We start from the raw sequence: 10,377 nt of genomic DNA, 5'->3' as shown, positions 1-10,377 counted from the left end.
GCCCATAATCGGCCACCCGGATGTGCGCGACATGCTGCTTGCCGCCAAATGCTATGGCGAAGGGGCGCTGGCGCTCGTGCTCTATTGCGCCAAGTTGGTCGACGAGGCGGAGCATGATGCGGAGGCGGAGGCACTGCTGGGATTGCTCACCCCGATCGCGAAGACATGGGCATCGGAATATGGCCTGGCGGCCAACGATATCGCGATCCAGGTGCATGGCGGTTACGGCTACACCCGCGATTTCGACGTCGAGCAGCTCTGGCGCGACAACCGTCTGAACCCGATCCATGAAGGCACCACCGGCATCCAGGCGCTCGATCTCGTCGGCCGCAAGCTGCGCGACGGTCTGGCGCTGGGCCTTCTGCGTGACCGGATCGCAGAGACGGTGGCGAGCGCCGCCGCTCGACCGCAACTGGCGTCTCTCGCCGCTGATCTCGACGCCTGGTGGCAACGGATCGCGGCAGCAGTCGAGGGGCTGAAGGGCGTCGACCCGGCGGTCATGGCGTCCGGTGCGACCGCATTGCTGCGCGCCTTCGGTCATGGTGTTGCCGGCTGGCAATGGCTCGACCGCGCCCTGCTGTGCGTGGAGACCTCCGACGCGCCGTTCAGGGGCGGCAAGCTGTGGGCGTGCCGCTATTTCTTCGAACGCGAAATGCCGCGGATCGACGCCTGGCTCCGGCCCGTCGACGCCCGCAGCGACCTGGTGGCCGCCGTGCCGGCCGATTTCCTGTAGATATTGGGAGGATTTGAAACATGCCGATCGATCTGAGCGGTCGCGTTGCGATCGTGACCGGTGCCGGCGGCGGGCTCGGCCGCGCCCATGCGCTGCTGCTCGGCAAAAGGGGCGCGAAGGTCCTGGTCAACGATCTCGGCGGCGCGCGCGACGGCAGCGGCGGTGACGGCACGATGGCCGAGGCGGTGGTCGAGGACATCCGCCGCGCGGGTGGAGAGGCGATCGCCAACGGCGCCAGCGTGACCGATGTCGATCAGGTTCAGGCGATGGTCGATCAGGCCATGTCGGCCTGGGGCAGCGTCGACATATTGGTCAACAATGCCGGCATCCTGCGCGACCGCACCTTCGCCAAGCAGGATCTCTTCGATTTCCGCACCGTGATCGAGGTTCATCTGATGGGATCGGTCAACTGCACCAAGGCGGTGTGGGGAATCATGACCGCGCAGAATCGCGGCCGCATCATGATGACCACATCGTCCTCCGGGCTCTACGGCAATTTCGGCCAGGCCCAATATGGTGCGGCCAAGATGGGGCTGGTCGGGCTGATGAAGACGCTCTCACAGGAGGGGCGCAAATACGACATCCGGGTCAATTGCCTCGCGCCCTCCGCCGCGACGCGCATGACCGAGGATATCATGGACGAGGCGCAGCTTGCGGCACTCGATCCGTCGTCGGTGTCGCCCGCGATGCTCGCCCTGGTCTGCGACGATGCGCCGAGCGGCGTCGTCCTGTGCGCGGGGGCGGGCAGCATCGAGGCGGCACACATCACGCTGACGCGCGGTATCCATGTCGGCGCGGGCGAGGATGCGCCGGAGCGCGTGCTCGCCGGCCTGGATCGCATCCTCGATCGCAATGGGGAGATGGTGCCGCCGACCGGGCTGGAGCAGTCGCTCTACGAACTGTCGCGCGTTCCCGGATTGATGGCTGCCGTCGCCAATGGCTGACACGCTCGCCCCGGTCCGCGAAGCGCACCGTTTCGACGAAGCCGGCCTGCTACGCTGGATGGCGGCGAACGTCGCCGATTTCGGCGGGCCGCTTGCCGTCGAGCAATTCTCCGGCGGCCAGTCCAACCCCACTTATCGGCTGCGTACGCCCGCCCGCGACTATGTGCTGCGCCGCAAGCCGCCCGGCATATTGTTGAAGGGCGCTCATGCCGTCGATCGCGAGTTCCGCGTGATCTCGGCGCTGCACGGCATCGGCTTTCCCGTACCGCGTCCCTATGGACTGTGCCTGGACGATGCGGTGATCGGCACCGCCTTCTACGTGATGGAGCTCGTCGAGGGTCGCAACTTCTGGGACACCGCCTTTCCCGATGTGCCGCGCGCGGAGCGGCCGGCCTATTTCGACGCGATGAACGCGACGATCGCGCAGCTTCATTCGATCGATCCCGCCGCGATCGGGCTCGGCGATTTCGGCCGGCCCGGCAATTATTTCGAGCGCCAGGTCGGCCGCTGGTCGCGCCAATATCTGGAGGATGAAGATGCCGGGCGCGTGCCCGCGATGGACGCGCTGATCGAATGGCTGCCCGCCAACATCCCGCCGGGCGACGAGACCAGCATCGTCCACGGCGATTTCCGCTGCGACAACATGCTGTTCCATCCGACCGAGCCGCGCGTGATCGCGGTGCTCGACTGGGAGCTTTCGACGCTCGGTCATCCGCTCGCCGACTTCGCCTATCATCTGATGGTCTATCGTATGCCGCCAGGCTTCTCGACCGGGCTGGCGGGCCTCGACCTGCCGGCGCTCAACATCCCGAGCGAGCAGGATTATGTCGCGGCCTATTGCCGGCGGACGGGGCGCGACGGGATCGAACGGCTCGATTTTCACCTGGCCTTCAGCCTGTTCCGGCTGGCGGCGATCATCCATGGCATCAAGGGGCGGATGATCCGTGGCACCGCGTCGTCACCCCAGGCCGCCGCCGCGGCGGAACAGCTCGACCGGATCGCCGAGCTTGCCCTGGCACAGACGCGAACGGGGAACTGACCGATGGATTTCACCTATTCGGAGCGCCAGACATATTGGCGCGATCGGGTCCGCGCGTTCATGGCGGCTCATGTCGTGCCCGCGCAGGCGCGCTATCATGCCGAACTCGCCGAAGGGCTGACGCGTTGGCGCGTGCTGCCGGTGATCGAGGAACTCAAGCAACTGGCGCGCGCCGAGGGTTTGTGGAACCTGTTCCTGCCGCCTTCGGCCGCGCATGACAGCGACGATTATCGCGGCGCGGGGCTGACCAATCTCGAATACGCGTCCTGCGCGGAAGAGATGGGCCGGATTCCCTGGGCGTCGGAGATATTCAACTGCTCGGCCCCCGACACGGGCAATATGGAGGTGCTCCACCGCTACGGTACGCCGGAACAGAAGGCGCGCTGGCTGGAGCCTTTGCTCGACGGCCGGATCCGATCCGCCTTTGCGATGACCGAGCCGGGTGTCGCCAGTTCGGACGCGACCAATATCGCGACCCGGATCGAGCGGCAGGGCGACGATTATGTGATCAACGGCCGCAAATGGTGGATCTCCGGCGCCGGCGATCCGCGCTGCAAGCTGATGATCGTGCTGGGGCTGAGCGATCCCGAGGCCGAGCGCCATGCGCGACACAGCCAGATATTGGTGCCCGTCGATACGCCGGGCGTGACCATCGGCCGCTCGCTGCCGGTCTTCGGCTTCGATGACGCGCCGCATGGCCATTGCGAGGTGACGTTCGATAATGCCCACCTGCCTGCCGCCAATATAGTCCTGGGCGAAGGACGGGGGTTCGAGGTGGCGCAGGGACGCCTTGGGCCGGGGCGGATCCATCATTGCATGCGTGCGATCGGGCTTGCCGAGATGGCGCTCGACGCGATGGTCGCGCGGCTGCTCAGCCGCGAAGCGTTCGGCAAAAGGATCGCCGACCATTCGATCTGGGAGCAGCGCGTGGCCGAGGCGCGGACCGAGATCGAGATGACGCGGCTGCTGTGCCTGAAGGCGGCCGACATGATGGACAAGGTCGGCAACAAGGTGGCCCAGCTCGAGATCGCGATGATCAAGGTCGCGGGGCCGCGTCTGGCGCTGAAGGTGATCGACGACGCGATCCAGGCGCATGGCGGGGCGGGCGTATGCGACGATTTCCCGCTCGCCGCCGCTTATGCACTCGCCCGGACGCTCCGCCTCGCCGACGGACCCGACGAGGTCCACAACCGCGCCATCGCCAGGCTGGAATATCGTCGCGCCGCCGCGCGCTGATCGTCTTTTAGCGCTTCCATCTCGAGGAGAGCGAGATAATATCAAAGATATAAAAGAAAGAGGGAGAGTCTATGGACGGGCGCATGCAGCCGGCCTTTGTCGGTATTCCCATGGGATGGCGCGGCGGCGCGTCCCGGGCGGTTCTGGTCGGCGGTGCGCCGCTGATGGCGCTGATGTTCGCAGCGCTCGGCCCCGTCCTTCCCTCCATGGCGGAGCATTTCGGCGGGCGGACGGGCGGCGCGTTCGCCGCGCAGATGATCCTCACCATGCCCGCGATCGGCGTGATCTTCGGCGGTATCGCCGGCGGCTTCTCGGTCGAGCGCTGGGGGCCGCGGCCCGTCCTGATCGGCGCGCTGCTCTGCTACGGCATCATGGGCGTCAGCGGCTATTTCATCGAAAGCCTGGGCCTGTTGCTGGCGTCGCGCTTCATGCTCGGCTTTTTCGTCGCGCAGATCGGCACCGCGATCGGCGTGGTCGTCGGTTCCTGGTTCGAGGGCGTCGCCCGCGCCAGGCTGCTCGGCTATCAAAGCGCGGTCGCCGGTGTGTTCGCGGTCAGCGGCCTACTCATGTCGGGGCTGCTCGCTGAATCGGGGGGATGGCGTGCGCCGTTCCTGCTCTACATCTTCGCCTTCTTCATTCTGTTCCTCGTCATCGGCGGCCTGCCCAAGGGCGTGGCACGCACCGTGAAACAGGGCGAGCGGGTGTCGCTCAAGCCGCTCGTCGGCCTGTGGCCGATCTACGCGCTCGCGATGTTCCTGTTCGTCGGCTATTTCATGACGTCGATCCAGCTGTCGTTCCTGCTCGCCGAGGACGGTGTCGACAGTCCGCTGATCCGGTCGGTGGTGATCGCGACGGGCGTGCTCGCCGGCGGTATCTTCGGCGGATGCTATGGCCGCTTCTATGCGTGGCTGGGCGAGCGCGGGGTGCAGATCCTGCTCACCGTTATGATGGCCTCCGGCCTCGCGGTCATCGGTTTCTCGACCGAGATCTGGATGCTCGCGGTCGGCGCAGCGCTGTCGGGCGGCGGCGGGGGCATGATCCCGCCGCATATCAGCGGCATCCTGCTCAACCGCGTCCCGCCGAACCTGCGCGCCCGCGCGGTCGGGCTGGAATTCACGGTGCTCTACATCGCCGACTTCGTGAACCCGTTGCTGATGACGCCGCTGCGTGCGGTCGTCGGCATCCACAATGCCTTCCTCTTCGCGGCCGGCGCACTGATCATCGCCGCGCTCGTCATGTGGGCGCGCCACCAAAGAAGGTGATTGCCTTTTGGTATCTATCATATAAGAGATAGATATATTAGCGGCCACAGAGTCGCGAGGGATGAGGGGCCTGATTCCCGGTCTGCCGAAAGCTGCGCGGCGCGATCGCCACGTCGATTTCGTGCGTCCGGCGTCGCGCTCCCGACGAGGGAGATCGCATGCAGCTATCCGGCAAGGTCGCGCTGATCACAGGCGCCGGCGCGGGCATCGGCCAGGCGACCGCGAGGCTGTTCGCCGAACGCGGGGCAAAGGTCGTCGCGACCGATCTCGACGAGGCCGGGCTCGCCGAAACCGTGCAGGATGTGTCCGGTGAAATCGAAACCCTCGTGTCCGACGCGACGAGCGCTGCGGATGCAGCACGCGCGGTGGCGCTTGCGCAGGAACGCTTCGGCGGGCTTCACTTCCTGATCAATGTCGTCGGCGGCAGCCGGCCCGGCAAGACCGTCGTCGATTTCGACGAAGAGGAATGGGACTTCTGGGTCCGCCTCAACCTGACCTCCACCTTCCTGATGTGCCGCGCGGCCATTCCCGCGATCGCCGCGGCGGGCGGCGGATCGATCGTCAATGTCGCATCGGGCGCGGGTGTAACCGGTATGGGGCGCAATCCCGCCTATGTCGCCGCAAAGGGGGGCGTGATCGCGCTCACCCGCTCGCTCGCGATCGACCATGCGGCGGAGGGCATCCGCGCCAACTGCATCGCGCCCGGCCCGATCCTGACCCCGCTGATGAAGCGCAACCGCTCCGAGCAGGAGATCGCCTTCATGTCGAAATTGTCGCTCGTCGGCCGGCTGGGCAGGCCCGAGGAGATCGCATCGACCGCGGCGTTCCTGTGCAGCGACGATGCCGGCTTCATCAACGGCGAACTGATCAACGTCGCGGGGGGGCGCGCCGGACCCATCTGAGATACGGAAAATGAGGAGAGACGAGTGCTTTACGACGCCTATGCCTGCTGGCGCGAACTGACACCGGCGATCGAGCGCCCGCGCACGACCGTCGACGAGAAGCTCCAGTTCCTGTCGGACAAGATGCGCATCCAGGAGATGATCCACGAATATGCGTTCGCGTGCGACAGCCGCGGCTGGGACATTCTCGAACGCCTCTACGACGAGAATATCGAACGCGTGATGACGGGCACCTTGGACGAGACCGTCAAGGGACGCGACAATCTGATCGGGCTTCATGCCAAGCCGGCGCTGCCGCGGCGCGAAGGTGTCGTCGCCCCGCCCCGTGATCTCACGAAGATCGTCGGGCTGGAGATCCGCCACCTGATCGGCACCCAGATCGTCCGCATCGCCGACGACGACCAGTCCGCCTGGGCGCTGTGCCATTATCAGATGGCGCTGGTCGGCCAGGAAGACGGCGCATGGCATCACGGCCTGCACGAAGGCACCTATCTGTTCACTTTCAGCCGGGCGACCGGGGACTGGCGCTTCACCCGCCACCAGATCTGGACCAACAATGCGGCCAATCCGATGTTCTCGGATCCGCGCGCAAAGGCGGCGGCATGAGCCGCTTTGCCGGACGTGTCGCGCTGGTCACCGGCGCGGGCCGTGGGATCGGTGCGGCGACCGCCGCGGAACTGGCAAAGGGCGGCTGCGCGCTTGCATTGAACGATGTCGATGAGGGGCGGCTGGAGGAAAGCGCCGAGGCGCTTCGTGCGCACGGCGTTCTGGTCACCACCCATCTCGGCAGCGTGATGGAACCCGCGTTCATCCAGGCGCTCGTCGCGGAGGCCAATGAAGCGCACGGCAAGATCGACCTGCTGGCCAACAATGCTGGTGGCGGTCCGCCGATGACGCCCTGGGCCGAGTTCGCCAAATCCGAATTCGCGCATTTCCGCGCCATCTTCGAGATGAACTTCTTCACGCAGGCGATGCTGCTCCACGCACTGCTGCCCGGCATGGTCTCGCGCGGCTATGGCAAGGTGGTCTGCGTCAGTTCGATCTCGGCGGTGCTGGGGCAGGAATCGGGCAGCGCCTATGCCTCGGGCAAGCTGGCGCTGCATGCATTGGTCAGCTCGGTCTCGAAGGAAGTCGCGCGTCACGGCGTGAACGTCAACGCGGTGGTGCTCGGTAATCCGCCGCATCCCAGCCGCACGCCCGAACGCCAGGCCTATCTCGACCGGCTCTCGCATTTCGACCGCGTCGGCCGGCTCGACGAGTTCGGCAAGGCCATCGCCTTCCTGCTGTCGGACGACGCTTCGTACATTTCCGGCGCAGCCGTGCCCATCGACGGAGGGCTGATCGCACCACGATTGAACGAATGATCCGGGGCCACGCGCGGCCCAGCCAACAAGAACAATGCGCGACAACGGAGAGGGAAACATCGATGAGGAAGCTGCATTATCTGCTTTGCGGCGTTGCCGCCGCATGTGTGTTCGCAAACCCGGCGTTCGCCCAGGGACAGGCGGGCCAGCCCGCGCAGGACGCCGGGGCGACGAGCGACCAGGGAATCGCCGATATCGTCGTGACCGCCCGGCGTCGCGAAGAAGCGCTTCAGGACATTCCGATCGCCGTTCAGGCCTTTTCGGGCGACGCGCTCGAAAGCCAGCGGATCAGCAATGCCGTCGACCTCTCCAAGATCGTGCCCGCGCTGACGTCTGCGCAGAGCAGCCGCGACGAGGAGAATTACGTCATTCGCGGCCAGTCCGGATCCGGCGCGTCGATCTCCGGCCAGCAGGTGACGGTGCCCGCCTATTTCGCGCAGGTGCCGCTGCCGATCGGCGATGGCGGCGGGCCCGGCTATTATTACGACCTGCAGAACGTCCAGGTACTGAAGGGGCCGCAGGGCACCTTGTTCGGCCGCAACTCGACGGGCGGCGCCGTGCTGTTCGAACCGCGACGGCCGAGCGAGGATTTCAACGGCTATCTCGCGGTCGAATACGGCAATTACGAGAATCGCGGGATCGAGGGCGCGATCAACATTCCGATCACGAGCACGCTCAGCGTCCGGTTCGCGGCCAAGGCGCTGAAACGCGACGGCTTTACCTACAATGCCACGACCCGCAAATACCAGGACGACCGCAGCTTCTTCAGCGGCCGGACATCGATATTGTGGGAGCCGGTGGACGGCTTCTCGAACATCCTGGTCGCGGATATCTTCCGGTCGACCACCAATGGCAGTTCGAACATCCTGGCGGCGGTCAATCCGGCCGCGCTGATCCCGACGCTGTTCGGCGGCACGGTACAGGCCGCGCTCGCGCAGCAAAAGGCGGCGGGGCCGCGCGTCACCTATAGCAATGTCGACGGTATCGATCGCAAACGATCCTTCGGCATCTCGAACATCACGACGGTCGAGATCGCCGATGGGCTGACCTTCAAGAACATCTTCGGTTATCGCCGGTTCAAGCAGCTCAACCGCTTCGACTATGACGGATCGGCGCTGACCATCCTGCATTTCGACACCTGCGCCAATGCCGCGTCCTGCAACGCGCGCGATGCCGATCAGCCCTGGGGCCTCAATATCCGTCAGGTCTCCGACGAGCTGCAATTCCAGGGGCAGGCCTTCGACGATCGCCTGAAATATATCGTCGGCTTCTTCGCCGCCGACCTCGATACGCCCGCCGCCAATTATTCGCACCAGTCCTCGGTCTTCGGATCGGTGACCGATGCGAACCAGTATATCGACGATACGTCGCGCGCGGTATTCGGCAATGTGAGCTACGCGTTCGGCGGCGGGCTCGAAGGGCTCACCGCATCGGCCGGCTATCGCTGGACCAAGGACAGCCGCGCGCTCACTCTGTATCAGGTAACGAGTGGCCGTTGCGTGACCGGCCAGACCGGCACGGTCGTCGCGAACCCGGCCCAGGCCGATCCGTGTCGCGCCGCGTTCGAGGCCAAAGCGAGCAGCGATGCCTATACCATCGGCCTGGACTACAAGATCTCCCAGGACACGATGATCTATGTCGCGCATCGGCAGAGCTATCGCGCCGGCGGCACCAATCCGCTCGCCGCGCCGGTGCTCGTCGCCAATCCGCCGATCCCCAACGCGATCTCGCTCTTCTCCTATCAGCCCGAGACGATCCGCGACGTCGAGGTCGGTCTCAAGTCGGATTTCCGGCTCGGCGACTGGCGCGTCCGCACCAATCTGGCCGCCTATCATCAATGGCTCGACGACGCGCAGCTGAACCAGACCTTCGGTGTCGGCACGGCGAATGTCAGCGCGCTGGTCAACGCGGCGTCGGCGAAGATCAAGGGCATGGAGGCCGAAGTGACGATCGCACCGACCAGCGCGTTCAACGTAATGGTCGCCTATGCCTATACCAAGGCGAAATACGGCGCGTTCCTCGACTATTCGCGCCGCGATCCGGTGACCAACGCGCCGACCGAGCAGGGCGGCCGCATCTTCCCGTTCACGCCGAAGCACAAGCTGAACATCAACGCGCGCTACACGCTGCCGCTGCCCGACTCGATCGGCGAGGTCGAGCTGTCGGCCAATTGGGCGCATAAGAGCTCGGTGATCCTGGGGCTGGTGCCGTTCATCACCCTGCCCAGCGGCGCGAACGTCTATGACGGCGAAAGCCGCCAGTCGCCGACCGACACGATCGACCTGCACTTCGACTGGAGCAAGGTGGCGGGCAGCCGGTTCGACCTGGCATTCTACGTCACCAACCTGACCAATACCCAGTACAAGATCGGCGGTGCGTCGCTGATCAATTCCAGCCTCGGTATCAACCAGCGCATCTACAACGAGCCGCGCATGTACGGCGCCTCGCTGCGCTATTCTTTCTGAAGGAACCATGGGGAATGGCTGAAATCAAACGTCTGGCGGCCAATCCCCGGATGAGTGGCGCCGTCGTGCACGGCGGCGTCGCCTATCTTTCGGGCCAGGTGGCGATCGACCATCGCGGTGGTGCCGTGGCGGATCAGGTGCGCGAGGTGCTCGAACGCATCGATGCGCTGCTGATCGAGGCGGGAAGCGATCGATCGCGCCTGCTGACTGCGACGGTGTATCTGCCCGACATGGCGGTGCTGCCCGAACTCAATACGGCCTGGGACCCATGGATCGTCCCCGGTTGCGCACCGACCCGCACGACGTTGCAGGTCGGGCTGGCCTCACCGCTCTACGCGCTGGAGATCGCGGTGACTGCGGCGGTGGATTGAGGACAAGGCGTAATGCCTTCTGCTCCCTCTCCCCCTTCAGGGGGAGAGGGTTGGGGAGAGG

General features: G+C 65.5%; 10 protein-coding genes. All 10 read left to right on the top strand.

Translation table 11 applies throughout. The features are described 5' to 3' along the window. Nucleotides 1-733: acyl-CoA dehydrogenase C-terminal domain-containing protein (locus tag AC3WN8_RS29870; RefSeq protein WP_492673176.1), on the top strand; the 733-nt coding region annotated here is incomplete at its 5' end. Between the two features lie 20 nt (nucleotides 734-753). After that, nucleotides 754-1,677 (top strand): SDR family NAD(P)-dependent oxidoreductase, encoded by a 924-nt coding sequence (locus AC3WN8_RS29865; protein ID WP_492673175.1) that lies wholly within the window; start codon nucleotides 754-756, stop codon nucleotides 1,675-1,677. After that, complete coding sequence (locus tag AC3WN8_RS29860) at nucleotides 1,670-2,716, top strand: phosphotransferase (protein ID WP_492673174.1); 1,047 nt, start codon at nucleotides 1,670-1,672, stop codon at nucleotides 2,714-2,716. The genes AC3WN8_RS29865 and AC3WN8_RS29860 overlap by 8 nt, the downstream gene beginning before the upstream one ends. Before the next feature lie 3 nt (nucleotides 2,717-2,719). Beyond that, on the top strand, nucleotides 2,720-3,952 hold the full coding sequence (locus tag AC3WN8_RS29855) for an acyl-CoA dehydrogenase family protein (protein WP_492673173.1): 1,233 nt from the start codon (nucleotides 2,720-2,722) through the stop codon (nucleotides 3,950-3,952). Nucleotides 3,953-4,023: 71 nt separating this feature from the next. Then, nucleotides 4,024-5,214: an MFS transporter gene (locus tag AC3WN8_RS29850; protein ID WP_492673172.1), complete on the top strand. Its 1,191-nt coding sequence runs from the start codon at nucleotides 4,024-4,026 to the stop codon at nucleotides 5,212-5,214. Nucleotides 5,215-5,372: 158 nt separating this feature from the next. Continuing rightward, nucleotides 5,373-6,116, top strand: coding sequence for an SDR family NAD(P)-dependent oxidoreductase (locus AC3WN8_RS29845; protein ID WP_492673171.1), 744 nt, complete (start codon nucleotides 5,373-5,375; stop codon nucleotides 6,114-6,116). Between the two features lie 24 nt (nucleotides 6,117-6,140). Next, a complete protein-coding gene (locus AC3WN8_RS29840) occupies nucleotides 6,141-6,722 on the top strand; it encodes a nuclear transport factor 2 family protein (protein ID WP_492673170.1) in 582 nt (193 codons plus the stop codon). Continuing rightward, nucleotides 6,719-7,480, top strand: a complete 762-nt coding sequence (locus tag AC3WN8_RS29835) for an SDR family NAD(P)-dependent oxidoreductase (protein ID WP_492673169.1) — start codon at nucleotides 6,719-6,721, stop codon at nucleotides 7,478-7,480. The genes AC3WN8_RS29840 and AC3WN8_RS29835 overlap by 4 nt, the downstream gene beginning before the upstream one ends. Nucleotides 7,481-7,542: 62 nt before the next feature. Continuing rightward, a complete protein-coding gene (locus AC3WN8_RS29830; protein ID WP_492673168.1) occupies nucleotides 7,543-9,945 on the top strand; it encodes a TonB-dependent receptor in 2,403 nt (800 codons plus the stop codon). A 14-nt stretch (nucleotides 9,946-9,959) separates the two neighbouring features. After that, nucleotides 9,960-10,316 (top strand): RidA family protein, encoded by a 357-nt coding sequence (locus AC3WN8_RS29825; protein WP_492673167.1) that lies wholly within the window; start codon nucleotides 9,960-9,962, stop codon nucleotides 10,314-10,316. Nucleotides 10,317-10,377 lie beyond the last annotated feature (61 nt).

The organism is Sphingobium sp. FW305-3-2-15-F-TSA7, from assembly GCF_058787155.1.
This window is presented reverse-complemented; position numbering and strand designations above follow the sequence as displayed.

Bases quoted from the DNA above. Each gene is read 5' to 3' on its own strand.
- AC3WN8_RS29865 (WP_492673175.1), top strand. From the start codon at position 754: ATGCCGATCGATCTGAGCGGTCGCGTTGCGATCGTGACCGGTGCCGGC.
- AC3WN8_RS29860 (WP_492673174.1), top strand. From the start codon at position 1,670: ATGGCTGACACGCTCGCCCCGGTCCGCGAAGCGCACCGTTTCGACGAA.
- AC3WN8_RS29855 (WP_492673173.1), top strand. From the start codon at position 2,720: ATGGATTTCACCTATTCGGAGCGCCAGACATATTGGCGCGATCGGGTC.
- AC3WN8_RS29850 (WP_492673172.1), top strand. From the start codon at position 4,024: ATGGACGGGCGCATGCAGCCGGCCTTTGTCGGTATTCCCATGGGATGG.
- AC3WN8_RS29845 (WP_492673171.1), top strand. From the start codon at position 5,373: ATGCAGCTATCCGGCAAGGTCGCGCTGATCACAGGCGCCGGCGCGGGC.
- AC3WN8_RS29835 (WP_492673169.1), top strand. From the start codon at position 6,719: ATGAGCCGCTTTGCCGGACGTGTCGCGCTGGTCACCGGCGCGGGCCGT.
- AC3WN8_RS29830 (WP_492673168.1), top strand. From the start codon at position 7,543: ATGAGGAAGCTGCATTATCTGCTTTGCGGCGTTGCCGCCGCATGTGTG.
- AC3WN8_RS29825 (WP_492673167.1), top strand. From the start codon at position 9,960: ATGGCTGAAATCAAACGTCTGGCGGCCAATCCCCGGATGAGTGGCGCC.